The sequence below is a fragment of the Pseudomonas sp. F007 genome, from assembly GCF_057814275.1.
Map to the genome: position 1 here is coordinate 1 of NZ_JBVATA010000013.1, position 23,569 is coordinate 23,569.

Genomic DNA, 23,569 nt, shown 5'->3' on the forward strand with positions numbered 1-23,569 from the left:
GCACCGACGAGCTCGGTCGTGATTTGCTGTCGCGACTGATCCAGGGTTCGCGCCTGTCGTTGATGATCGGTTTGTCGTCGGTGGTGATGTCGCTGATCCCGGGGATCCTGCTGGGCCTGTTCGCCGGTTTCTTCCCGCGCCTGCTCGGCCCGACCATCATGCGCCTGATGGACATCATGCTCGCCCTGCCGTCGCTGCTGCTGGCCGTGGCCATCGTCGCCATCCTCGGCCCTGGCCTGATCAACACCGTGATCGCCATCGCCATCGTCTCCTTGCCGTCCTACGTGCGCCTGACCCGCGCCGCGGTGATGGGCGAGTTGAACCGCGACTACGTGACCGCCGCGCGCCTGGCCGGTGCCGGCTTGCCGCGCCTGATGTTCATCACCGTGCTGCCCAACTGCATGGCGCCGCTGATCGTCCAGGCCACCTTGAGCTTTTCTTCGGCAATTCTCGATGCTGCGGCACTGGGCTTCCTCGGCCTCGGCGTGCAACCGCCAACCCCTGAGTGGGGCACCATGCTGGCCTCGGCCCGCGACTACATCGAACGCGCCTGGTGGGTGGTGAGCCTGCCGGGTTTGACCATTTTGCTCAGCGTGCTGGCAATCAACCTGATGGGCGACGGCCTGCGCGATGCGCTGGATCCGAAGCTCAAGAATGCCGCCTGAGGAGATTCCCATGTCACTGTTAGCAATCAAGAATCTCAACGTGCGCTTTGGCGACAAGACCGCCGTGCCGGTGGTTGATGGCCTCGACCTCAATGTCGACAAGGGCGAAGTATTGGCCATCGTTGGCGAGTCGGGCTCGGGCAAATCCGTGACCATGATGGCGCTGATGGGCCTGATCGAGCACCCCGGCATCGTCACCGCTGACGCCCTGAGCTTCGACGGCAAGGACATGCTCAAACTGAGCAACCGCCAACGCCGGAAGATCGTCGGCAAGGACTTGGCCATGGTCTTCCAGGACCCGATGACCGCGCTCAACCCGAGCTACACCGTCGGTTTCCAGATCGAAGAAGTGCTGCGCCTGCACCTGAAAATGTCCGGCCGCGCCGCCCGTAAACGCGCCATCGAATTGCTGGAAAAAGTCGAGATCCCCGGCGCCGCCAGCCGCATGGACGCCTACCCGCACCAGCTGTCCGGCGGCATGAGCCAGCGCGTGGCGATCGCTATGGCGATTGCCGGCGAACCGAAACTGCTGATCGCCGACGAGCCGACCACCGCCCTCGACGTGACCATTCAGGCGCAGATCATGGACCTGCTGCTGGCCCTGCAAAAAGAGCAGGACATGGGCCTGGTGCTGATCACCCACGACCTCGCGGTCGTCGCCGAAACCGCTCAGCGCGTGTGCGTGATGTACGCCGGCCAGGCCGTGGAAGTCGGCCAGGTGCCGCAGCTGTTCGACATTCCGGCGCACCCGTACAGCGAGGCGCTGCTCAAGGCGATTCCCGAGCACAGCCTCGGCTCGACGCGTCTGGCGACCTTGCCCGGTATCGTTCCAGGGCGCTACGACCGTCCCCACGGCTGCCTGCTGTCGCCGCGCTGCCCCTACGTACAAGACAGCTGCCGCGCCCAACGGCCGACCCTCGACCCGAAAAGCCACAGCCTCGCCCGCTGCTTCTATCCCCTGAATCAGGAGGTGGCGTAATGGCCGTCGTCCTTACCGCCCGTGACCTGACCCGTCACTACGAAGTCTCCCGTGGCCTGTTCAAGGGCCACGCCACGGTGCGTGCGCTGAATGGCGTGTCGTTCGAGCTGGAGGCCGGCAAAACCCTGGCCGTGGTCGGCGAGTCGGGCTGCGGCAAATCCACCCTGGCCCGCGCCCTGACGCTGATCGAAGAGCCGTCTTCCGGCTCGCTGAAAATCGCCGGCCAGGAAGTCGCCGGCGCCGACAAGGCCCAGCGCAAGCAATTGCGCAAAGACGTGCAGATGGTGTTCCAGAGCCCGTACGCCTCGCTCAATCCACGGCAGAAAATCGGCGATCAACTGGCGGAGCCGCTGTTGATCAACACCAACTTGTCGGCCGCCGAACGCCGGGAAAAAGTCCAGGCAATGATGAAGCAGGTCGGCTTGCGTCCCGAGCACTACCAGCGTTACCCGCACATGTTCTCCGGCGGCCAGCGCCAACGCATCGCCCTCGCCCGGGCAATGATGCTGCAACCGAAAGTGCTGGTGGCGGATGAACCGACCTCGGCGCTGGACGTGTCGATCCAGGCCCAGGTGCTCAACCTGTTCATGGACCTGCAGCAGGAATTCAACACCGGCTACGTGTTCATCTCCCACAACCTGGCCGTGGTGCAACACGTGGCCGACGACGTGATGGTCATGTACCTCGGCCGCCCGGTGGAAATCGGCCCGAAGCACGACATCTACGCCCGCCCCCTGCACCCCTACACCCAGGCGCTGCTGTCGGCGACCCCAACCATCCACCCGGACCCGGACAAGCCGAAAATCAAAATCGTCGGCGAACTCCCCAACCCGCTCAACCCGCCACCGGGTTGTGCGTTTCACAAGCGCTGCCCGTATGCCACGGAGCGCTGCAGCAGTGAAGAACCGGCGTTGCGGCTGGTGGACAGCCGGCAGGTGGCGTGTCATTACGCGGAGCAGTTTGTGGAGGGGGTGGCGTAAAGACGCCTGAATTGAAATACAACCTGTAGGAGCTGGCTTGCCAGCGAAGGCAGTGTGTCAGTCAAAATTTATATCGACTGACATACCGCCTTCGCTAGCAAGGCTAGCTCCTACAAGGGTTTGCACAAGATTCAAATGCTCTACAACCCCGTCCCTGCCGATTGCGCATCAATCGGCAGCGACGGGGTTTTCTTTTATCAGCCATCTACGTCTGGCTATCGCCCTCATCCGAATCATCGGAATCCGGCTCGTCAGTGGTCGAGTCATCATCATTGCCCGCACCACCCTGCCCCTGATCCCCCGGCTCCGATTCCGACTTGGCCAGCATCAACCCACTGTGCCCGACCTGCCCACTCGACGCCTGGGTGTCGTGCTGCGTGCATTCGGCCCAGGCCATCGACGTCCCGAATGACAACATCACCCATACCTTCAACATCAACAACACCCGCAGCAACCTGTTCATAGCCGATCCCTTCCTTTCGTAAAGTGCCTGACTGGCGCTGAGTAAAATCTAGCGCGGTTCATCAGGTAGGACGCTATGCAAGTGCAGCAAATGCCCTTGAACTGAAGACCGGTTTCGCATAATGGTTATGGCGAATGGTTATGACCCCGAAGGTCGGAGATCTGGACATGGAACTGGGACAAATACTGCTGGAACTCGAGCAACGCCTGCTGTCTCAACAGACCCGCTGCGACGTCAAAGAAATCTCCCGCCTGATCGCCGACGACTTCAGAGAATTCGGCGCCAGCGGTGGGATCTGGAGCAAGGTTGATGTGCTGGAGCATTTGCCTCAACAGCCTTTCAGCCAACGGGTCATCAGCCAATTTCGGGTCAAGCCGCTGTCGGATGACACCGTACTGGTGACCTACCACTGCACAAACGGCCCTGATTCCCACAGCCTGCGCAGTTCGATCTGGCGCCGAGAAGGCGAGCAATGGCAGATGATTTTCCATCAGGGCACACCGACCACACCGAAACTCGTTGGCTGTGATCAAACTGGTTGATCTCAATCCCCTGTAGGAGCTGGCTTGTCGGGACGCCGCATCGCAGCGAAGAGCGTCAACGATGACGCGCACATCCTGATTACTCGCGGCGCCTCTCCAATTTTTCGCGAGCAAGCTCGCTCCTACAGAGGGAAAATCAGCGCTCATGAAAAACCCCGCAGCTCTCGCATACGGAGTTTCGGGTGTTGCTGCTCAGCGCTTAATGATGCTCACGGGTCGCGCGGAATTTCACGTCCGGCCAGCGCTCTTCCATCAGCGCCAGGTTGACCCGGGTCGGGGCCAGGTAGGTCAGGTGACCACCGCCGTCGACCGCGAGGTTTTCCACAGCCTTGTTGGAGAATTCCTCAAGCTTCTTCTTGTCGCTGCAATCGACCCAGCGCGCCGAGTAAACGGTGATCGGCTCGTAGGAGCATTCGACCTTGTATTCCTCTTTCAGGCGGCTGGCGACCACGTCGAACTGCAGCACACCGACAGCACCGAGGATGATGTCGTTGCTGCGCTCCGGGAAGAACACCTGGGTCGCGCCTTCCTCGGCCAGTTGCTGCAAGCCCTGGCGCAGTTGCTTGGATTTCAGCGGATCGCGCAGGCGCACGCGGCGGAACAGTTCCGGGGCGAAGTGCGGGATGCCGGTGAAACCGAGGACTTCGCCTTCGCTGAAGGTGTCGCCGATCTGAATGGTGCCGTGGTTGTGCAGGCCGATGATGTCGCCGGCGTAGGCCTCTTCCAACTGCTCACGCTCGGAGGAGAAGAAGGTCAGCGCGTCACCGATCCGCACGTCCTTGCCGGTGCGCACGTGGCGCATCTTCATGCCTTTCTCGTACTTGCCGGAGCAGATACGCATGAAGGCGATGCGGTCGCGGTGTTTCGGGTCCATGTTCGCCTGGATCTTGAAGATGAAGCCTGAGAACTTCTCTTCCACCGGCTCCACGGTACGCTCGTTGGCCACCCGTGCCAGCGGTTGCGGCGCCCAGTCGACCACTGCGTCGAGCACATGGTCGACGCCGAAGTTGCCCAATGCGGTACCGAAGAACACCGGGGTCAGTTGACCGTCGAGGAACTCCTGCTGGTTGAACTCATGGCAAGCGCCCTGCACCAGTTCCAGTTGTTCGACGAAACGCTCGTACTCGTCACCCAGGTGAGCGCGGGCTTCGGCGGAATCGAGCTTCTCGATGATCTTGGTTTCGGTGCGTTCGTGACCGTGACCGGCGGTGTAGACAATGATGTAGTCGTCGGCGAGGTGATAGACACCCTTGAAATCACGGTAGCAACCAATCGGCCAGGTGATAGGCGCGGCCTTGATCTTGAGGACCGCTTCGATTTCGTCGAGCAGTTCGATCGGGTCACGGATATCGCGGTCGAGTTTGTTGATGAAGCTGACGATCGGCGTGTCACGCAGACGGCAAACGTCCATCAGCGCGATGGTCCGTGGCTCTACACCCTTACCGCCGTCGAGGACCATCAAGGCCGAGTCGACCGCGGTCAGGGTGCGGTAGGTATCTTCGGAGAAGTCTTCGTGGCCCGGGGTGTCGAGCAGGTTGATCATGTGCTCGCGATACGGGAACTGCATGACCGACGTGGTAATCGAGATACCCCGCTGCTTTTCCATTTCCATCCAGTCGGAGGTGGCATGGCGGTCGGACTTGCGAGATTTCACCGTGCCGGCAACCGCAATCGCCTTGCCCATCAGCAAGAGTTTCTCGGTGATGGTGGTTTTACCCGCATCGGGGTGGGAAATAATGGCGAAAGTGCGGCGTTTCGCGACTTCGGCGGCCTGTTTGGTCATGGGAAATCGCCTGGCAGGTGATTCAAAAAAGGGCGCAGATTATAGCCCAACTTGAATCAATAACCGAACCGTTGAGCACATCAGGGGTGGCCAAATGCTGCCTGAGATGGGAACCTTTTAAAGCGTAGAGACGTCCACTCCCCTGTTACGACCATTCGTCAGGGCTTGAAACATCTGCAATTCGGCCTGACGAGGCTGTGCTCATGGCTCGACCTCCTGCCGTTCCTGGCGGCGTTGGCGAGCTGCTCTTCGCGAACATTTTTCCCGGCAGCCAGGCATGGCGTTGCCACACGGGAATGTGTCCGCCGACTGAAAAAAGGAGTCCGCCTGTGGCTATTCGCTATGGCAAAGGGCTGATAGGAGGCGCGCTGGTAATCGCCCTTCTGGCCCTGCTGATCCACTGGATCGGCATCAACACGATCGAACTGTACCGCGACGATTTGTTGTTTTACCTGCAAGCTCATTTGATCCTGGTTCTCGCTTCCATGCTGGCCGCCCTCGTAGTGGGCATTCCCGCCGGTATCTGGCTCAGCCGCCCGCGCATGGCCAGCCGCGCCGAACGCTTCATGCAAGTGTTCAACATCGGCAACACCGTGCCGCCCCTGGCCGTCCTGGCCATTGCCCTGGGGATCCTCGGGATCGGCAGCGGCCCGGCCATCTTCGCCCTGTTCCTCGCCTCCCTGCTGCCCATCGTGCGCAACACCTACGAAGGCCTGAAAAACGTCCAGGGTTCACTCAAGGAAGCCGCCACCGGCATCGGCATGACCCCGCGCCAGGTGCTGTGGCAGGTCGAATTGCCCAACGCCGTGCCGATCATCATCGGTGGCGTGCGCGTCGCGCTGGCGATCAACGTCGGGACCGCGCCACTGGCGTTCCTGATCGGCGCCAACAGCCTGGGCAGCCTGATTTTCCCCGGCATCGCCCTGAACAATCAGCCGCAACTGCTGCTCGGCGCGGCCTGCACCGCCCTGCTGGCATTGTTGCTCGATGGCCTGGTGACACTTGCCAGCCGTCTCTGGCTCGAACGCGGCTTGCGCCCGTCTTAAGCCCCGGCAAAGGAATCGACATGAAAACCACTCGCTTTTTATTAGGCTGCGTCCTGCTGTTCGCAGGATTTGCCCAAGCCGCGGAAAAACCGCTGATCCGCATCGGCGCCCGGGTGTTCACCGAACAGACCCTGCTCGCCGAAATCACCTCGCAATACCTGCGCACCAAGGGCTACGAGGTGCACGTCACCGGCGGCCTGGGCAGTAATCTGGCGCGCAGTGCCCACGAAAGCGGCCAGCTGGACATGCTTTGGGAATACACCGGCGTTTCGCTGGTGGCCTACAACCATGTCACTGAGAAACTCGACAGCGAGCAGTCCTACGCCCGAGTGAAAGAACTCGACGCGAAAAAAGGCCTGGTCTGGCTGACGCCATCGAAATTCAGCAACACCTACGCCCTGGCATTGCCGAAAAATGTCGCGGAGCAATACCCGCAGGTCAACAGCATCAGCGACCTCAACCAGGTCCTGCGCCAGGAGAACAAAAGCAACAACCTGGTGGCACTGGACACCGAGTTCGCCAACCGCTCCGACGGTCTGGCGGGAATGGTCAAGCTCTACGACATGGACCTGACGCGCAAGAACATCCGCCAGATGGACGCTGGCCTGGTCTACACCGCACTGCGTAACGGTCAAGTATTTGCCGGCCTGGTCTACACCACCGACGGTCGCCTGAATGCGTTCGGCCTGAAGTTGCTGGAAGACGATAAACACTACTTCCCGGACTACACCGCTGCCCCGGTGGTGCGTCAGGCGTTTCTCGACCAGCACCCGCAACTCGCCGCACAACTCAAGCCGCTGGCCGAACTGTTCGACGACGAGACCATGCGCCAGCTCAACGCCCGGGTCGACGTCGACCACCAAAGCCCTTCGGTGGTTGCCGCGGACTTCCTGCGCCAACACCCGATCAACTGAGGAGAAAACGTCATGGACTTCTTCAACGCTTTTTCCCACCTCGACTGGCAACAGGTCCTGCACCTGACCTGGCAACACATCACCCTGGTCGGCATCGCCGTGACCCTGGCGATTGTCGTCGGCGTGCCGCTGGGCATCCTGATGACCCGCTTTCCGACCCTCGCCGGACCGCTGCAGGCCAGCGCCACGGTGTTGCTGACCGTGCCGTCGATTGCCCTGTTCGGCCTGCTGCTGCCGTTCTACTCGAAATTCGGCCAGGGCCTGGGGCCGATGCCGGCGATTACCGCGGTGTTCCTTTATTCCCTGCTGCCGATCATGCGCAACACCTACCTGGCGCTGACCGGCGTCGAACCGGGGATTCGCGAAGCCGCGCGCGGCATCGGCATGACCTTCGGCCAGCGCCTGCGCATGGTCGAACTGCCGATCGCGGTGCCGGTGATCCTCGCCGGCGTACGCACCGCCGTGGTGATGAACATTGGCGTGATGACCATCGCCGCCACCATCGGCGCCGGCGGCCTCGGCGTGCTGATCCTCGCCTCCATCAGTCGCAGCGACATGTCGATGCTGATCGTCGGCGCGCTGCTGGTCAGTCTCCTGGCCATTTTCGCCGACCTGCTCCTGCAATGGCTGCAACGCTCGCTGACTCCAAAAGGACTGCTCAAATGATCGAACTTCAGAACCTGACCAAGACGTTTCAAAGCAACGGCAAGACCGTATCCGCCGTCAACGACGTGAGCCTGACCGTCAACGAAGGCGAGATTTGCGTATTCCTCGGCCCGTCGGGCTGCGGCAAGAGCACCACGCTGAAGATGATCAATCGCCTGATCAAACCGACCTCGGGCAAGATCCTGATCAACGGCGAAGACACTACCGACCTCGACGCCGTGACCCTGCGCCGCAACATCGGCTACGTGATCCAGCAGATCGGCCTGTTTCCCAACATGACCATCGAAGAAAACATTGTGGTGGTGCCCAAGCTACTGGGTTGGGACAAGCAGAAATGCCACGAGCGCGCCCGCGAGTTGATGAGCATGATCAAGCTCGAACCCAAGCAGTATCTGCATCGCTACCCCCGTGAATTGTCCGGCGGCCAGCAACAGCGGATCGGGGTGATTCGTGCCCTCGCCGCCGATGCGCCGCTGTTGCTGATGGATGAACCCTTCGGCGCGGTCGACCCGATCAACCGCGAGATGATCCAGAACGAGTTCTTCGAAATGCAGCGGGCGCTGAACAAGACGGTGATCATGGTCAGCCATGACATCGACGAAGCAATCAAGCTCGGCGACAAAATCGCCATCTTCCGCGCTGGCAAACTGCTGCAGATCGATCACCCGGACACCCTGCTGGCGCATCCGGCGGATGACTTCGTCAGCAACTTCGTCGGCCAGGACAGCACCCTCAAGCGTCTGCTGCTGGTCAAGGCCGAAGACGCGGCGGACAACGCGCCCTCCGTCAGCCCCGAGACCCCGGTGGCCGATGCCCTGGAACTGATGGACGAGCATGACCGCCGCTACGTGGTGGTCACCTGTGCCGAGAACAAGGCCCTGGGTTATGTACGACGTCGCGACCTGCACCGTCAGACCGGCACCTGCGGCCAGTACCTGCGCGAGTTCAACGCCACGGCGGCCTACGACGAGCACCTGCGCATCCTGTTGTCGCGCATGTACGAATTCAACCGCTCGTGGCTGCCGGTGCTGGATGCCGAGCGGGTGTTCCTCGGCGAGGTAACGCAGGAGTCGATTGCGGCTTATCTGAGTTCGGGGCGTTCGCGGGGGATGAAGACCAATATCGTGTCGCCGGCTGAGGCGGTAGTCGCCTGATCACATAAAACTTGTAGGAGCGAGCCTGCTCGCGATGAGGCAGTGTCAGTCGAATAAGGTGTCGGCTATGAAATTGCTATCGCGAGCAGCGGAGCGCCGCCCGGGCCGCTCCTACAGGTGTGATGCAGTTTTCCACATATCACCTACCGGAAAGAAATCTCAACACTTGCTACTGCAAGAGACGACAATTTCACCCGCAAAATCCCCCACAGAAAACCTTCTAGCCGCCAACGTCGCCGATGTTGCGCCCATCGCACTTACCCACGATCAAGCGCATATAAGCCGCGAACGTGCAGGTATTTTTAACACTCGAAAATAATCCCGGAACATCTGCCCGTCATCTCGGTCGGCTACAAAGAGTGCTGTCGAGGACGCACGTCAGAAGCGTGCAAAAACGCGACATTTTTTGTTGCTCTCGAGCCCCTCACGCCCTAAAGTTCGCGCCGAACGTCCATGCTGGAAACGATCCATCCGGCTCAAGTACTGACGACGAGACAGCAAGGCCAAGGGAAAAGCTGCACATCCCATGGCCTTTTTGCTTTCGGCGACATGCCTTGGGAAGTAGGCGAACCAAAGTGGGGATACGGAGGACGTTCATTTGCACCCATTGATTTCTAACGTTTGCCAGTAGGAGCTTCCCGATATGTCGATCCAGGTCGAAGACTATTTCGCGCGCGATACCTTTCAGAAGATGAAGGCGTTCGCCGACAAGCAAGAAACCCCATTCGTGGTGATCGACACCGCAATGATCGCCCAGGCCTATGACGACCTGCGCGCCGGTTTCGAATTCGCCAAGGTCTACTACGCGGTCAAGGCCAACCCGGCCGTCGAGATCATTGACCTGCTCAAGGAAAAGGGTTCTAGCTTCGACATCGCCTCGATCTACGAACTGGACAAGGTCCTGGAGCGCGGCGTCAGCGCCGACCGCATCAGCTACGGCAACACCATCAAGAAGTCCAAGGACATCCGCTACTTCTACGACAAGGGCGTGCGCCTGTACTCCACCGACTCCGAAGCCGACCTGCGCAACATCGCCAAGGCCGCACCGGGCTCGAAAGTCTATGTGCGCATCCTCACCGAAGGCTCGACCACTGCTGACTGGCCACTGTCGCGCAAATTCGGCTGCCAGACCGACATGGCCATGGACCTGCTGATCCTCGCCCGTGACCTCGGCCTGGTGCCATACGGCGTGTCGTTCCACGTCGGCTCGCAACAGCGCGACATCAGCGTCTGGGACGCGGCAATCGCCAAGGTCAAAGTGATCTTCGAGCGCCTGAAAGAAGAAGACGGCATCGTCCTGAAGTTGATCAACATGGGCGGCGGCTTCCCGGCCAACTACATCACCCGCACCAACAGCCTGGAAACCTACGCTGAAGAAATCATCCGCTTCCTCAAGGAAGACTTCGGCGACGACCTGCCGGAAATCATCCTCGAGCCAGGCCGTTCGTTGATCGCCAACGCCGGCATCCTGGTCAGCGAAGTGGTGTTGGTCGCTCGGAAATCGCGCACCGCCGTCGAGCGCTGGGTGTACACCGACGTGGGCAAATTCTCCGGCCTGATCGAAACCATGGACGAAGCCATCAAGTTCCCGATCTGGACCGAGAAGAAAGGCGAGATGGAAGAAGTGGTCATCGCCGGCCCGACCTGCGACAGCGCCGATATCATGTACGAGAACTACAAGTACGGCCTGCCGCTGAACCTGGCCATCGGCGACCGCCTGTACTGGCTGTCCACCGGCGCCTACACCACCAGCTACAGCGCAGTTGAGTTCAACGGCTTCCCGCCACTGAAATCCTTCTACGTTTAAAGCCCGTCTGTAGGAGCGAGCCCGCTCGCGAAAAACCCGAGGGCAACGCGTTCACCCAAACTGAACGCGTTGCTACGCGCCCTGCAACTGCCCCATACGCAGCCTGTAATCCCCCGCCATCGCCCGAATCCGCACATCCTGCGCACTCTCCAGCGCCTGACTCGCCACCGTGAGAAACTTCAGGTTGCCACCCGCCAACGCCCTGCGCAGCCAGTCCAACGCTGCCTCGATCTGCCCCTGGCCGGCCAGCACCGCGGCATAGCTGAACTGCCCGCGAAAATCCCCGCCCTGCGCCGAACGCCGGTACCACTCGACCGCGCCCGCCGGATCGGCCGGACAAAACCGCCCTTCCTCCAGATAGCGCCCCACCAGGTTCATCGACTTGGCATGCCCCAGCTCAGCGGCTCGACGATACAAACCCAATGCCTGGGGCTGATCCTCGACCACGCCGCGCCCGGTTGCCAGCAGATTGGCGAGGTTGTACATCGCCCAGTCCAACCCGGCCTCGGCGGCGACTCGATAGTGCCGCGCAGCAACCGCAGCATCCAACCCACATCCCCAACCGTGCTCATGACAACGGCCGAGCATGTTGCGCGCCATCAAGTGGCCCTGCTGTGCGGCGATGCCGAACCAGCGCACGGCCAGCGCCTGATCCTGGGCGATGCCCTGGCCGTCGAGCAGAATTTGCCCGAGCAAGGCCTGGGCCTCGAGCTCACCTTCGCCGGCGGCGATCAGGATCGCCTGGGCCGCGCGGGCCGGGCTTTCGTCGAGCATGGCGCGCAGGCGCTCGGCGTCGAGGGTTTCTTCGCGGCGTAAACGAAAGTCGGCCACTTACACCTCGACCCAGCGCCGCAGCAGGTTGTGGTAGGTGCCGGTCAGGCGGATCAACGACGGGTGATCGGGCATGTCGGCGGTCAATTGCTGGATCGCCTCGTCCATCTCGAACAGCAAGGCGCGCTGGCTGTCCTCGCGGACCAGGCTCTGGGTCCAGAAGAACGAGGCATAACGGGTGCCGCGGGTGACTGCATTGACCTTGTGCAGGCTGGTGCCCGGGTAGAGCACCATGTCGCCGGCGGGCAACTTCACCCGCTGGGTGCCAAAGGTGTCCTGGATCTCCAGTTCGCCGCCGTCGTATTCGTCCGGGTCACTGAAGAACAGGGTCGACGACAGATCGGTGCGCACCCGCTCGACGCTGCCTTTGGGCTGGCGCACGGCGTTGTCGATATGAAAGTCGAAGCTGCCGCCGGCGGTGTAGCAGTTGAGCAGCGGCGGAAACACCTTGTGCGGCAGCGCGGCTGACATGAAGCGCGGATTTTTCCACAGCCGGTCGAGCATCGCCGCGCCGATTTCCTGGGCCAGCGCATGCCCCTCGGGCAATTGCAGATTGTGCTTGGCCTTCGCCGACTGGAACCCGGCGGTGATCTTGCCATCCGCCCAATCGGCCTGTTGCAGAGCCTCGCGAATGCGCTGCACCTCCTCACGGGAGAACAAGCCGGGAATGTGCAGCAGCATGGCGCGATACCTGAAAGTCAAGGGATCGCAATGGTATTGATTCTTATTGATGATGTAAAACCGGCATGACGAACGAGAACGTAAAAACCGTAAGGACAAATTGTAAAGAATGTAAATTAAGTGCAAATAGCAATAAATCGCAATTGTTAGAAATACCTGTTTACCCTATATTCCGCGTCCTCAAATCCTTGGGGAGGGGAATTCACCATGTCACGTCAACTACCACAATCACCGGTCAGCACGCCGCGTTTGCTCGCTTCTGCCATTGGCGTGGCGATCACCGCCAGCTCCGCCGGCCACATGGTTTTCGCCGCAGAAAAGACCGACGCGAAGACTTCCGGCAATGCGATCGCGCTGGACGCCACCAGCGTGACCGGTGAAGCGCAGGACTCGACGTCCTATCAGGTTGAAAAGGCATCCTCGCCCAAGTACACCGCGCCGTTGATTGACACCCCACGTTCCGTGACCGTGATCCCGCAACAAGTGCTCAAGGACACCGGTGCCCTGAACATGCAGGACGCCCTGCGTACCGTGCCCGGCATCACCTTCGGCGCTGGCGAAGGCGGCAACCCGCAAGGCGACCGTCCGTTCATCCGTGGCTTCGACGCCCAGGGTGATACCTACCTGGACGGCGTGCGCGACACCGGCTCGCAGAGCCGCGAAATCTTCGCCGTTGAATCGATCGAAGTCAGCAAGGGCCCGAACTCCGCCATTGGCGGGCGTGGCGCAGCGGGCGGCACCGTCAACCTGGTGAGCAAGAAGGCGCACCTGGGCGATTCGTTCGACGGTGGCTTCACCTACGGCTCCGACCAGACCCGCCGCTACACCCTGGACGGCAACTACCAGTTCAGCGACAGCGCCGCTGGCCGCCTGAACCTGATGAGCCACGAAAGCAATGTGGCCGGCCGTGACAGCGTCGACTACGACCGCTGGGGCGTGGCGCCTTCCCTGGTCTTCGGCCTGGGCACCGACACCCGCGTCAACCTCGACTTCTACCACCTGGAAAGCAACGACACGCCGGATTCGGGCATTCCGTACACCATGCCAGCGTCGGGCAAGTCGGCTGATCGCACCAAGTCCAATCCGGACAAGCCGTACGCCGGCGGTGACAGCAGCAACTTCTACGGCCTGACCGACCGCGACTTCCGCAAGACCCGTACCGACACCGCGACCTTCGCCATCGAGCACGACCTGAGCGACGCGCTGACCGTGAAGAACACCCTGCGCCACGGCAGCAGCATGCAGGACTACATCCTGACCCAGCCGGACGACAGCAAGGGCAACGTCAACAACGGTACCGTGTGGCGCCGCGCCAACACCCGTGTCAACAACACCGACACCACCACCAACCAGACCGATCTGTTTGGTGACGTGTACATCGCCGGCTTCAAGAACAGCTTCTCCACCGGCATCGAGTTCAGCCGTGAAGAAAACGAAAAGTCCGGCTACAACGTCGACACCGACACCGTGCCAGGCGGCAGCGCCAACACCAACTGCACCCCGTCGATGGTCGGCGCACCAAGCGGCTACAACTGCACCTCGCTGTCCAACCCGACCCCGAGCGATCCGTGGAACGGCGCGATCTCGCGCAACTACGCCGGCACCGACACCGATGCCAACACCCGCGCCATCTACCTGTTCGACACCCTCGAGTTGTCGGAACAATGGCTGGTGAACATGGGCCTGCGCTACGACCACTTCGACACCCAATACAAATCCTACAACGCTGCCGGCGCCACCACTTACAAAGGCAAGGACACCAGCGAGTTCATCACTGGCCAGTTCGGCGTAGTCTACAAACCGGCGGAAAACGGCAGCATCTATGCGTCCTACGCCACCTCCGCCACGCCGCCGGGTAACTACGTCGGTGAAGGCATGGAAGGTAACGCGCTGGGCGGCACACCGGACCGCGCTGGCAACCAGATCAAGAGCGACATGGAGCCGGAAACCACCAAGAACTACGAAATCGGTACCAAGTGGGACCTGCTGAACGATCGCCTGTCGCTGACCGCCGATATCTTCCGCACCGAGAAAGACAACGCCCGCGTCCAGGTTGACTCGACCACCTATGAAAACGCCGGCAAGACCCGCGTCCAGGGTATCGAGCTGTCGGCCACCGGCAAGCTCACCGACAAGTGGCAAGTGTTCGCCGGCTACGCCTACATGGACAGCGAGCAAGTCGACGGCGGCCCGCTCAGCGTGACCGACGGCAACGAACTGCCGAACACCCCGAAAAACAGCGCCAGCGTCTGGACCACCTACCAGATCACGCCGAAGCTGACCGTCGGTGGCGGCGCGTTCTATGTCGACGACGTGTTCGGCAGCGTCGCCAACACCACCATGGTCGATTCCTACGTTCGCTACGATGCAATGGCCGCCTACAAGCTGACCAAAAACATCGACCTGCAACTGAACGTGCAGAACCTGACCGACGAGACCTACTACGACAAAGCCTTCTCGACCCACTTCGCCAACCAGGCGGCGGGCCGTACGGCGTTGCTGAGCACCAACTTCCACTTCTGATGGAAGTCTGAACACCCAGGCCCCGTTCATCTCGATGAGCGGGGCCTTTGTGCGTAAAAGGCAAAGCCTGCCGGCAACCCACGGCATAATGCGCGCCGTGAAAATTCTCTGAACGAAACAAGGCGGTCGATGTGTTGAAGAAAACCCTGTTCCAGCTGCACTGGTTCTTCGGCATCAGCGCAGGCCTGGTTCTGGCCTTGATGGGCTTTACCGGTGCCACGGTGTCGTTTCAGGACGAGATCATGCGGGCCATCAACCCCCAGGTGCTGCGGGTGGAAAAGCTCCCGGCCGGGGTGTTGCCGCCGGTTGAGTTGGTGGCCAAGGCCGAAGCGCGCGAGGGCAAGAAAGTCGCGATGCTTTGGGTCGACACCGACAGCGGCTATGCCGCGCGCCTGTTCTTCACCCCGCCGCCGGGGGAACGGCGCGGGCAGATGCGCTACGTCAACCCGTACACCGGCGAATTCACCGGCGATGCCGTGGGCCAGGACTTCTTCGGCCTGATGCTGCAGTTGCACCGTTTCCTGGCGATGGGCGATACCGGTCGGCAGATCACCGGCGCCTGCACCCTGATCCTGATCTTCTTCTGCCTGTCCGGGCTGTACCTGCGCTGGCCGCGCCAGTGGCAAAGCTGGCGCGCCTGGCTGACCCTGGACTGGAAGAAAAAAGGCCGCAGCTTCAACTGGGACCTGCACTCGGTAGCGGGCACCTGGTGCCTGCTGGCCTACCTGCTGGCGGCCCTGACCGGCTTGACCTGGTCCTACGAGTGGTACAACAAGGGCGTGACCCGACTGCTGTCCGACGCCCCGCAAAACGAGCGCGTGCGCCAGGGTCGCGGCGGCCCACCACCGACCGGGCCAGCTCCGGTGGCTGATTACAACGCGATCTGGAGCAGCATCTACAGCGCCGCCGGCCCGGACCTGAGCGCCTACAACGTGCGCATGCCGCCGGTGGCCGGCCAACCGGCGACCGTGTTCTACCTGCTGAAAACCTCGCCTCACGAGCGCGCGCTGAACCAGATCAGCCTCGACCCGGCCACCGGGGTGATCAAGCGTCACGATCGCTACAGCGACAAGAGCTTCAAGGCGCAACTGTTGACCAGCGTCTACGCGCTGCACGTCGGCAGTTATTTCGGCCTCGCCGGCCGCATCATCCTGATGGTCACCTCGTTGCTGATGCCGCTGTTCTTCATCACCGGCTGGCTGCTCTACCTTGACCGTCGACGCAAGAAACGCCAGATCAAACAGGCGCGTAAAGACCTCGCACCCAGCGCCAGCAACACGCCGGCCTGGTTGATCGGCTTCGCCAGCCAGAGCGGGTTTGCCGAGCAACTGGCCTGGCAGACCGCCAGCCAACTGCAGGCGGCCGGCATGCCGGTCAAGGTGCAACCGCTGGCGGCCGTCAGCGAACAAGATCTACGTGAATCGAACCACGCATTGTTCGTGGTCAGCACCTTCGGCGACGGCGAAGCGCCGGACAGCGCCCGCAGTTTCGAGCGCAAGGTGCTGGGCCGCGCAGCCAGCCTGAGCAGCCTGAACTATGCGGTGCTCGGCCTGGGTGATCGCCAGTACCAGCACTTCTGCGGCTTCGCTCGGCGCCTGCACCAGTGGCTGGCGCAGCACGGCGGCACCACGCTGTTCGCCCCGGTGGAAGTCGACAGCGGCGATCCCTACGCCCTGCGCCACTGGCAACAGCAACTCGCTCAATTGACCGGGCAGGCCCCGGCCGAACTCTGGCAGGCCCCGAGCTATAACAACTGGACCCTGGCGCGCCGCGAGCTGATGAACCCCGACAGCAGCGGTTCCGGCGTGTACATGCTGGGCTTGAGCGCACCTGATAACAGCAGTTGGCTGGCGGGTGATCTGGTGGAAGTGCTGCCACGCAATTGCCCGTGGGCGGTCGAGCATTTCCTCGATGGCCTGGGCATCGCCGGTAAAGCCTCGGTGCAACTCGATGGCCTGCAGGAAACCCTGGAACAGGCCCTTGCCAGCCGTCAGTTGCCGGACAACCGCGCACATCTGGTGGGCCTGCACGCCCAGGCGCTGGTCGATGCGCTAGTGCCGCTGGCCATGCGCGAATACTCGATCGCCTCGATTGCCGCCGACGGCGTGCTGGAGCTGATCGTGCGCCAGGAGCGCCACGCCGACGGTAGCCTGGGCATCGGCTCCGGCTGGCTGACCGAGCACGCACCACTGGGTTCACCCATCAGCCTGCGGGTACGGCGCAACAGCAGCTTCCACCTGCCGCCCTCCCCGGTGCCGATGATTCTGCTGGGCAACGGCACCGGCCTGGCGGGTCTGCGCAGCCTGCTGAAAGCGCGGATCGCCGACGGCCAGACGCGTAACTGGCTGCTGTTTGGCGAGCGCAATCGTGAGCACGACTACTTGTGCCGCGAGGAGTTGGAGAGCTGGTTGATCGAGGGTGACCTGGAAGGGCTCGACCTGGCCTTTTCTCGGGATCAGGCTGAGAAAATCTACGTCCAGGATCGATTGCGCGAATCGGCGTCGCTATTGAAAACGTGGCTGGCCGACGGCGCAGTGATCTACATCTGCGGCAGTTTGCAGGGGATGGCGTCGGGGGTGGATCAGGTGCTCAACGAGGTGCTGGGCCCTGACGAGGTCGAACGGTTGATCGAGCAAGGGCGCTATCGCCGGGACGTGTACTGATCCACTCATGAACCTGTAGGAGCGAGCCTGCTCGCGATGAGGCCAGCACATTCATCGTTGAATGTGAGGCCGCCATCGCGAGCAAGCTCGCTCCTACAGGTGTCATTGAGTCAGGCGCTTGCGGGTTCAGCCGCCAGCTCCACCGCCTCCGGCCGCTTGACCAGCGCATACACCACCGCCGTCAGCAGGCTGCCGGCAACAATCGCCAGCAAATACAGCAACGCATGGTTGATCGCATTCGGGATCAGCATCACGAACAGGCCGCCATGCGGTGCCATCAGTTTGCAGCCGAAGTACATCGACAGCGCACCGGTCAACGCGCCGCCGGCGATGCTCGCCGGAATCACCCGCAGCGGATCCTTGGCGGCAAACGGAATCGCCCCTTCGGAGATGAAGCACAGCCCCAGCACCAAGGCAGCCTTGCCGGCTTCGCGCTCGCTCTGGGCGAACTTGCGGCGGGCGATGAAGGTGGCGATGCCCAGGCCAATCGGCGGCACCATACCGGCGGCCATGGTCGCGGCCATCGGCGCATAACTCTGCGAGGCCAGCAGTCCCACCGAGAACGCATAGGCGGCCTTGTTGATCGGCCCGCCGAGGTCGACGCACATCATGCCGCCGAGCAATACCCCCAGCAGAATCGCGTTGGTGGTGCCCATGCTGTCGAGGAAGTGGGTCAGGCCGGCAAGCATCCCGGCCACCGGTTTACCCACCACATAGATCATCACCAGACCGGTGAACAGACTCGCCAGCAGCGGGATGATCAGGATCGGCTTCAACGCTTCCAGGCTTTGCGGCAACCGCGCATAACGATTGATCGCCTGCGCCGCGTAGCCGGCGAGGAAGCCGGCAATGATCCCGCCGATAAACCCGGCGCCGAGGGTGCTCGCCAGCAGCCCGCCAATCATCCCCGGCGCCAGGCCAGGGCGGTCGGCGATCGAATAGGCGATGTAGCCGGCCAGCAACGGCACCATCAACTTGAAGGCGCTGTCGCCACCGATCTGCATCAGCGCCGCAGCCAGCGTGCCCTGCTCCTTGAACGCCTCGATGCCGAACACAAACGACAAGGCGATCATCAAACCGCCCGCCACCACCATCGGCAGCATGAACGACACGCCGGTCAGCAGGTGCTTGTAGACCCCGGTCTTCTCTTGCTTGGACGCCACCTTGCCAGCGCTGGCGGCGCTCTCCTGCTTGCCTTCGGCCAGCGCCTTGTTCAGCGTCGCCTCGGCCTGCTTGAGGGCGATGCCGGTGCCACAGCGATAGATTTTCTTGCCGGCGAAACGCTCGGTCGGCACTTCAATGTCTGCCGCCAACAGCACCACGTCGGCCGCTTCGATGGCCTCGGCGCTCAACGGATTGCGCGCGCCGACCGAGCCCTGGGTTTCCACCTGCAGCTCATAGCCCAGGCGTTTCGCGGCTTGCTGCAAGGCTTCGGCGGCCATGAAGGTGTGGGCGACGCCGGTCGGGCAGGCAGTGACCGCGACCAGCCGTGGTGCGCTCTGAGCCGTAGCGACCGGCTCGACTTGTAGCTGCGGCGGGCTGTAGATCTGCGCCTCTTCAGCGCCCCGGCGCAACACCGCATCGACGTCCTGCAGGGCCTGGGATGGCGTGCTCTGGAACAGGCGCTTGCCGACGAAGCGCGACAGGTCCAGCGTCCCGGTGCTGACCAGCAACACCCACTCGGCTTCGTCGAGCGTGGCGGCTGATAACTGGCGCTCCGGGTGCGCCGCGTCGTGCACTTCAACGCTGGTGCTCCAGCCCTGGCGCTGCGCTGCTGCATCCAGCAAGCGCGCGCAGAGCACACTGGTGACCATGCCGTTGGGGCAGGCAGTAACAATGGCTAACTTCATGACCAAGCCTCTTATTGTTCTGTCAGGGGACGCACGCGCACCCCCTGTTCGAGCTGCGCCAGGTGCGCGGTGTCGTTGATGCCGAAACCGATCTGGGTCACCGCCAGGGCGGCGATTGCGGTGGCGGTGCGCAACGTCTGCTCCGGCGTGTCAGCACTCAGCAGACCGTGGAGCATGCCCGCCAGCAACGAGTCACCGGCACCGACCGTGCTGGCGACGCTGACCCGCGGCGGTGTGGCATGCAGCGCCGAGCCGACGCTGAACCAGTTCACGCCCTCGGCGCCATTGGAAATCACCACATGCTCGATGCCCTGGGCATGCAGGCGGCTCGCCGCTTCGGCCTGGGCCGCGGACGAAACCACGGCACTACCGAGCACGTCGGCCAGCTCTTCGGTGTTGGGTTTGATCAGCCACGGCCCGGCGCCAAGGCATGCCTTCAGCGCTTCGCCGCTGGTGTCGAGGGCAACCTTCAGGCCCTTGGCCTTGAGCCGCAGCACCAACGCCTGCAACCACTGCGCGCTGACACCGCGGGGCAAGCTGCCGGCAACCACAACGGCGTCATGGCCGTGGGCTATCTGCTCCAGCCGATCGAGCAAGTCCTGTTGGGCGACGGCGCTGATCACCGGCCCAGGACCATTGAGGTCGGTGATGCGTCCATCGTCCTCGGCCAACTTGATGTTGCTGCGGGTTTCCCCGGCGACCCGGATGAAGGCATCGACAAATCCGCGCCGGGCAAACAGCGCCTCGAACGCCTGCAGGTTGTCCGCGCCGAGAAAGCCACTGACGGTCACCTGATGCCCCAGATCGGCCAGCACCTGGGCGACGTTCACCCCCTTGCCGGCAGCATGGGTGTGCATCGCCGTGCTGCGATTGACCTGACCGGCCGCCAGGCGCGGCAACTGCACCGTGAGGTCCAGGGCCGGGTTGAGGGTCAGGGTTAAAATACGGGCCATTACTGCGTCTCCACTAGCGTGCGCACTTCCTGCGCGCTGCCCACGGCCAAAGCCTGGCGGGCCAATTCTTGTGCCTGGGTCAGGCTCAACTCGCGCACCCGGGCCTTGACCTCCCCGATACTGCGCGCGCCGACGCTCAACTCATCCACACCCAACCCGACCAGCACCGGCACCGCCAGCGGATCGGCCGCCAGCTCGCCACACACACCGACCCACTTGCCATGGGCATGGGCGGCGCGCACGGTGATGTCGATCAGTTGCAGGACCGCCGGATGCAAGCCATCGGCCTGGGCCGACAAGGTCGGATGACCACGGTCGATGGCCAGGGTGTACTGGGTCAGGTCATTGGTGCCGACGCTGAAAAAGTCCACCTCTTTGGCCAGCACCGGCGCCAGCAAGGCCGCCGACGGCACCTCGATCATGATCCCCAGTTGCAGGTCCGTCACCGGTATTTCCTGGCGCAGACGCTCGGTCATGTCCCGCGCCTGACGCCATTCTTCAACGCTGCCGACCATGGGAAACATGATCCGCAGCGGACGATTGTCGGCGGCGCGCAGCAAAGCACGCAATTGCGCTTCCATCACGTGCGGACGTTGCAGGGTCAGGCGAATGCCGCGCACGCCGAGGAACGGGTTTTCTTCCTTGGCAATCGGCCAATACGGCAGCGGTTTGTCGCCACCCACATCCAGGGTGCGTACCACCAGCGGCCGCCCAGCGAGGCCATCGAGCACCCGACGGTACTCGGTTTCCTGGGTGGCCTCGTCCGGCAACTGCGGATGGGCCATGAAGATCAGTTCGGTGCGCAGCAGGCCGATGCCTTCGGCGCCCTGCTCCACCGCGCCCGTCACGCCGGCGCTTTCACCAATGTTGGCAAACACTTCGACAGGATGTCCGTCACGGGTCACCGCCGGTTGATGACGCTGCTCGGCGGCGGCCTTGAGGCGTTGCTCACGGGTATCACGCTCCTCGCTGGCTCGCTGCAGGGTCGCGGCATCGGCATCCACATGCAGGCGACCGCGCTGCGCGTCGAGCAACAGCGGCGTGCCCGGGGCCAACAACAACACAGCGGCACCGGCGCCGACCAGCGCCGGAATACCCAGGGCCCGGGCGACGATGGCGCTGTGGGCAGTGGCGCCGCCGCGGGCGGTGAGAATGCCGGCCACGCGGGTCGGGTCGAGGCGCGCGACGTCGGAAGGGCCGACCTCGTCCATTACCAGGATGTACGGCTGGTCCGGCTCGCTCGGGGTCTGGATCCCGCACAGTTGCGCCAGCACCCGCCGCCCGATATCACGCAAGTCCGCCGCGCGTTCGGCGAGCAAGGCGTCCTGCAAGGATTCCTGCTGACGCGCCGCGGCGTCGATCACCGCCATCCACGCGGCCTCGGCACTCTCGCCCTGCTTGAGGCGGGTGTCGACTTCGTCCGTCAACTCCGGGTCGTCGAGCATCTCCTGGTGAGTGATGAAAATCTCCCGAATCGCCTTGGCCTTGCTGCGCTGGATCAGCCCTTCGATGTCGCTGCGCACCTCAGCCAGCGCGCCATGCAGACGCTCGCGCTCATGCGCCGTGGATTCGCCGCGCAACGGGTAATCGATCGCCTGCTGGACCTGGATATGCGCCGGGCCGATGGCAATGCCAGGGGCCGCGGCAATCGCCGGAATCTGGCTACCGGAAGCCGGTGCAAGGAGGACTTCGGCCATTTCGGTCAGGGTTTCGCGCGGCTCGCTGAATGCCGGCAGCGGTTCGATTTCCTCGCCCAGCCCCTCTTCAATCGCCGCCAACAACGCCGGCAGTGCGTCGGCGGCAATGCTCGGCTCGGCAATCAACTCCAGCACCTGGCCACGCCGAGCGCCGAGGCTCAGCAGCTTGCTCAGGCTTTTTGCCGAGACCGCACTGTCCTGGCCGTCAACGATGCGCAGGCGAATCTCACCTTCAAAACTTTTCGCCAACTGCGCGAGGATTTTCGCCGGCCGCGCATGCAGGCCATGGGCGTTGGCCAGGGCGATCCGCGCGCTGGGCCAATCGGCCGGCAGCTCACCACCGAGCACCTCCAGCACCGCACGGCGGCTGGTGGCGCGCCCCAATTCGTGGCCACGGCCTTCGATCAGCAGCGCGCACAGGCGTTCGAGCAAGGCTTGATGAGCTTCACCCAGGCTGGCCAGGCAGAACAGGCCGCTCAACGGCTGGCCCAGGTAGCGGATCGGTTTGTCCGGCGTGACGAAGGCCAGACCCGGACGTTTGACCGTCTGTTCGCTGTGCAACCACCACAAGCCATCGCCCAGGGGCAACGCCTCGACCTGTTGCAGCACCGCCGAGAAACCGTTGCTCACGCAATCGGCCTGGCGCAGCAGACGGGCGCCGCGCCACACCAGTTCCTCGAAATCGTCAGCGGACACGCCCAGGCCGATCATCTGCGCATCCAGCGCCAGTTCCTGGGGTGCGCCCTGCAACAATTTGAGCAAGGCTTCGGCGCTGCTGGCGCGGCGCAACGCCTGGCCGAGGTCGGTTTCACCGAGGGCGCGGGTGAGCAATTGCAAAAGACGCAGGTGTTCGTCGGATTTGGCAGCGATGCCGATGGCCAGGTAGACGATCTGCCCGTCGCCCCAGTCCACACCTTCAGGGAATTGCAGCAGGCGCACGCCGGTGGTGTGTACCAGGTCGCGGGTGTCGGGGGTGCCGTGGGGAATGGCGATGCCCTGGCCGAGAAAGGTCGAGCCCTGGGCTTCACGCGCCTGCAAACCCGCGAGGTAACCCTCGGCCACCAGGCCGTCGGCAACCAGTTTATCGGCCAGCAGGTGCAATGCAGCGGCTTTATCCACAGCGCTCTGGCCCATGGATATCTGCTCTATGGTGAGCTCGAGCATGCTTTCTCCTTTTTGGTGCCGGGGCACCAGGTATTGTTTTGAATGAATCAGCTTAGGCTTTTATACGAACAGTTTTTCAAGGCATCCTTTGGCGGTTTCGCGGCAGCACCGGCAAAAGGACGAATACTGTAGAAAATACGCCTGCTGAATCGTTTAATCTAGCAAAGTGCGCACGTTACTCGATAATCTTTCAGGCATGAAGCCCAAC

General features: G+C 62.6%; 18 protein-coding genes. 11 read left to right on the plus strand and 7 right to left on the minus strand.

Annotated elements, in window-relative coordinates; genetic code table 11:
• The 3 genes from ACZYR5_RS27800 to ACZYR5_RS27810 all read left to right on the plus strand — a co-directional run.
• On the plus strand, nt 1-665 hold a 665-nt coding region (locus ACZYR5_RS27800; protein ID WP_489092410.1), incomplete at its 5' end, for an ABC transporter permease subunit.
• A gap of 10 nt (nt 666-675) precedes the next feature.
• Nucleotides 676-1,644: an ABC transporter ATP-binding protein gene (locus ACZYR5_RS27805; RefSeq protein ID WP_105755057.1), complete on the plus strand. Its 969-nt coding sequence runs from the start codon at nt 676-678 to the stop codon at nt 1,642-1,644.
• Nucleotides 1,644-2,624, plus strand: a complete 981-nt coding sequence (locus ACZYR5_RS27810) for a peptide ABC transporter ATP-binding protein (protein ID WP_489092411.1) — start codon at nt 1,644-1,646, stop codon at nt 2,622-2,624. The genes ACZYR5_RS27805 and ACZYR5_RS27810 overlap by 1 nt, the downstream gene beginning before the upstream one ends.
• Before the next feature lie 205 nt (nt 2,625-2,829).
• Here the strand turns inward: ACZYR5_RS27810 and ACZYR5_RS27815 are convergent, their stop codons facing one another.
• Nucleotides 2,830-3,087, minus strand: coding sequence for a hypothetical protein (locus ACZYR5_RS27815; protein ID WP_489092412.1), 258 nt, complete (start codon nt 3,085-3,087; stop codon nt 2,830-2,832).
• Between the two features lie 140 nt (nt 3,088-3,227).
• Between ACZYR5_RS27815 and ACZYR5_RS27820 the strand changes: the two genes are divergently transcribed.
• Nucleotides 3,228-3,629, plus strand: a complete 402-nt coding sequence (locus ACZYR5_RS27820; RefSeq protein WP_489092413.1) for a nuclear transport factor 2 family protein — start codon at nt 3,228-3,230, stop codon at nt 3,627-3,629.
• A 199-nt stretch (nt 3,630-3,828) separates the two neighbouring features.
• Here the strand turns inward: ACZYR5_RS27820 and ACZYR5_RS27825 are convergent, their stop codons facing one another.
• Nucleotides 3,829-5,412 (minus strand): peptide chain release factor 3, encoded by a 1,584-nt coding sequence (locus ACZYR5_RS27825; RefSeq protein WP_489092414.1) that lies wholly within the window; start codon nt 5,410-5,412, stop codon nt 3,829-3,831.
• Nucleotides 5,413-5,708: 296 nt separating this feature from the next.
• Between ACZYR5_RS27825 and ACZYR5_RS27830 the strand changes: the two genes are divergently transcribed.
• The 5 genes from ACZYR5_RS27830 (at nt 5,709) to ACZYR5_RS27850 (ending at nt 10,999) form a co-directional block, all read left to right on the plus strand.
• Nucleotides 5,709-6,458, plus strand: a complete 750-nt coding sequence (locus ACZYR5_RS27830; protein WP_489092530.1) for an ABC transporter permease — start codon at nt 5,709-5,711, stop codon at nt 6,456-6,458.
• Nucleotides 6,459-6,478: 20 nt separating this feature from the next.
• A complete protein-coding gene (locus ACZYR5_RS27835; protein ID WP_489092415.1) occupies nt 6,479-7,372 on the plus strand; it encodes a glycine betaine ABC transporter substrate-binding protein in 894 nt (297 codons plus the stop codon).
• Nucleotides 7,373-7,384: 12 nt separating this feature from the next.
• Nucleotides 7,385-8,038, plus strand: coding sequence for an ABC transporter permease (locus ACZYR5_RS27840; RefSeq protein WP_489092416.1), 654 nt, complete (start codon nt 7,385-7,387; stop codon nt 8,036-8,038).
• The gene (locus ACZYR5_RS27845) at nt 8,035-9,192 is read left to right on the plus strand and encodes an osmoprotectant ABC transporter ATP-binding protein OsmV (RefSeq protein ID WP_489092417.1); all 1,158 of its coding nucleotides are present in this window, start codon (nt 8,035-8,037) and stop codon (nt 9,190-9,192) included. Before ACZYR5_RS27840 ends, ACZYR5_RS27845 begins: the two co-directional genes overlap by 4 nt.
• Nucleotides 9,193-9,835: 643 nt before the next feature.
• Nucleotides 9,836-10,999, plus strand: a complete 1,164-nt coding sequence (locus ACZYR5_RS27850; RefSeq protein ID WP_489092418.1) for a type III PLP-dependent enzyme — start codon at nt 9,836-9,838, stop codon at nt 10,997-10,999.
• Nucleotides 11,000-11,071: 72 nt separating this feature from the next.
• On the opposite strand, the gene ACZYR5_RS27855 is transcribed toward ACZYR5_RS27850, so the two are convergent.
• Together ACZYR5_RS27855 and ACZYR5_RS27860 are read right to left on the minus strand one after the other, a co-directional pair.
• Complete coding sequence (locus tag ACZYR5_RS27855) at nt 11,072-11,830, minus strand: tetratricopeptide repeat protein (RefSeq protein WP_489092419.1); 759 nt, start codon at nt 11,828-11,830, stop codon at nt 11,072-11,074.
• Entirely contained in the window at nt 11,831-12,511 is a 681-nt protein-coding gene (locus ACZYR5_RS27860) for a Fe2+-dependent dioxygenase (protein WP_105754829.1), read from the minus strand.
• Nucleotides 12,512-12,718: 207 nt separating this feature from the next.
• Between ACZYR5_RS27860 and ACZYR5_RS27865 the strand changes: the two genes are divergently transcribed.
• Nucleotides 12,719-15,034 carry a TonB-dependent receptor gene (locus ACZYR5_RS27865; RefSeq protein ID WP_489092420.1) on the plus strand — a complete coding sequence of 772 codons (2,316 nt, stop codon included), beginning with the start codon at nt 12,719-12,721 and terminating at the stop codon, nt 15,032-15,034.
• A 131-nt stretch (nt 15,035-15,165) separates the two neighbouring features.
• Nucleotides 15,166-17,697: a PepSY domain-containing protein gene (locus tag ACZYR5_RS27870; protein ID WP_489092421.1), complete on the plus strand. Its 2,532-nt coding sequence runs from the start codon at nt 15,166-15,168 to the stop codon at nt 17,695-17,697.
• A gap of 110 nt (nt 17,698-17,807) precedes the next feature.
• Here the strand turns inward: ACZYR5_RS27870 and ACZYR5_RS27875 are convergent, their stop codons facing one another.
• Genes ACZYR5_RS27875 through ptsP form a run of 3 tightly spaced genes read right to left on the minus strand, consistent with a single transcriptional unit; the run spans nt 17,808 to nt 23,361 of the window.
• Nucleotides 17,808-19,547, minus strand: a complete 1,740-nt coding sequence (locus tag ACZYR5_RS27875) for a PTS fructose-like transporter subunit IIB (protein WP_489092422.1) — start codon at nt 19,545-19,547, stop codon at nt 17,808-17,810.
• A gap of 11 nt (nt 19,548-19,558) precedes the next feature.
• Nucleotides 19,559-20,500, minus strand: a complete 942-nt coding sequence (gene pfkB, locus ACZYR5_RS27880; RefSeq protein ID WP_489092423.1) for a 1-phosphofructokinase — start codon at nt 20,498-20,500, stop codon at nt 19,559-19,561.
• A complete protein-coding gene (gene ptsP / locus ACZYR5_RS27885; protein ID WP_489092424.1) occupies nt 20,500-23,361 on the minus strand; it encodes a phosphoenolpyruvate--protein phosphotransferase in 2,862 nt (953 codons plus the stop codon). Before ptsP ends, pfkB begins: the two co-directional genes overlap by 1 nt.
• Nucleotides 23,362-23,569 lie beyond the last annotated feature (208 nt).

What these genes read in the sequence shown, in the direction of transcription:
- ACZYR5_RS27830 (WP_489092530.1), top strand. Translation starts at nt 5,709, where the DNA reads ATGTGTCCGCCGACTGAAAAAAGGAGTCCGCCTGTGGCTATTCGCTAT.
- ACZYR5_RS27810 (WP_489092411.1), top strand. Translation starts at nt 1,644, where the DNA reads ATGGCCGTCGTCCTTACCGCCCGTGACCTGACCCGTCACTACGAAGTC.
- ACZYR5_RS27820 (WP_489092413.1), top strand. Translation starts at nt 3,228, where the DNA reads ATGACCCCGAAGGTCGGAGATCTGGACATGGAACTGGGACAAATACTG.
- ACZYR5_RS27850 (WP_489092418.1), top strand. Translation starts at nt 9,836, where the DNA reads ATGTCGATCCAGGTCGAAGACTATTTCGCGCGCGATACCTTTCAGAAG.
- ACZYR5_RS27860 (WP_105754829.1), bottom strand. Translation starts at nt 12,511, where the DNA reads ATGCTGCTGCACATTCCCGGCTTGTTCTCCCGTGAGGAGGTGCAGCGC.
- ptsP (WP_489092424.1), bottom strand. Translation starts at nt 23,361, where the DNA reads ATGCTCGAGCTCACCATAGAGCAGATATCCATGGGCCAGAGCGCTGTG.
- pfkB (WP_489092423.1), bottom strand. Translation starts at nt 20,500, where the DNA reads ATGGCCCGTATTTTAACCCTGACCCTCAACCCGGCCCTGGACCTCACG.
- ACZYR5_RS27825 (WP_489092414.1), bottom strand. Translation starts at nt 5,412, where the DNA reads ATGACCAAACAGGCCGCCGAAGTCGCGAAACGCCGCACTTTCGCCATT.
- ACZYR5_RS27815 (WP_489092412.1), bottom strand. Translation starts at nt 3,087, where the DNA reads ATGAACAGGTTGCTGCGGGTGTTGTTGATGTTGAAGGTATGGGTGATG.
- ACZYR5_RS27835 (WP_489092415.1), top strand. Translation starts at nt 6,479, where the DNA reads ATGAAAACCACTCGCTTTTTATTAGGCTGCGTCCTGCTGTTCGCAGGA.
- ACZYR5_RS27865 (WP_489092420.1), top strand. Translation starts at nt 12,719, where the DNA reads ATGTCACGTCAACTACCACAATCACCGGTCAGCACGCCGCGTTTGCTC.
- ACZYR5_RS27875 (WP_489092422.1), bottom strand. Translation starts at nt 19,547, where the DNA reads ATGAAGTTAGCCATTGTTACTGCCTGCCCCAACGGCATGGTCACCAGT.
- ACZYR5_RS27845 (WP_489092417.1), top strand. Translation starts at nt 8,035, where the DNA reads ATGATCGAACTTCAGAACCTGACCAAGACGTTTCAAAGCAACGGCAAG.
- ACZYR5_RS27805 (WP_105755057.1), top strand. Translation starts at nt 676, where the DNA reads ATGTCACTGTTAGCAATCAAGAATCTCAACGTGCGCTTTGGCGACAAG.
- ACZYR5_RS27840 (WP_489092416.1), top strand. Translation starts at nt 7,385, where the DNA reads ATGGACTTCTTCAACGCTTTTTCCCACCTCGACTGGCAACAGGTCCTG.